The sequence below is a fragment of the Photorhabdus namnaonensis genome, from assembly GCF_001684335.1.
GTDB classification, from domain to species: Bacteria; Pseudomonadota; Gammaproteobacteria; order Enterobacterales; family Enterobacteriaceae; genus Photorhabdus; species Photorhabdus namnaonensis.
Genome location: NZ_LOIC01000054.1, coordinates 1 through 333 on the forward strand (window position 1 = coordinate 1; position 333 = coordinate 333).

The following is a 333-nucleotide window of genomic DNA, read 5'->3' on the forward strand; positions in this document are numbered from 1 at the left end:
CAAAATGTTAGATGAACTGAATCATCAATATCCCCATGCGGAAACCCTCACATTAATCTTAGATAACTACGGTATTCATAAAAGTCAGAAGGTAAAGGATTGGCTGGCACGACATCCCAAATTTACTCTGTTGTTTTTACCGGTCTATTCACCGTGGCTAAACAAAATAGAACGGTTATGGCAATCGCTCCATGAGACAATAACGCGAAATCATTGTTGTCAATTTATGTGGCAGTTACTGAATTATGTTGATGCCTTTTTGGCATCGTTTTCATCACAGCAAAAGCCAGGAAGACAAAAAATGAGTGTAGCACTATTATGAAATCTTATTTA

General features: G+C 37.2%; 1 protein-coding gene. It reads left to right on the forward strand.

The window, feature by feature from the left end:
* The coding region (locus tag Phpb_RS09770; protein WP_109396605.1) for an IS630 family transposase at positions 1 to 322 on the forward strand (322 nt) is incomplete at its 5' end.
* Positions 323 to 333 lie beyond the last annotated feature (11 nt).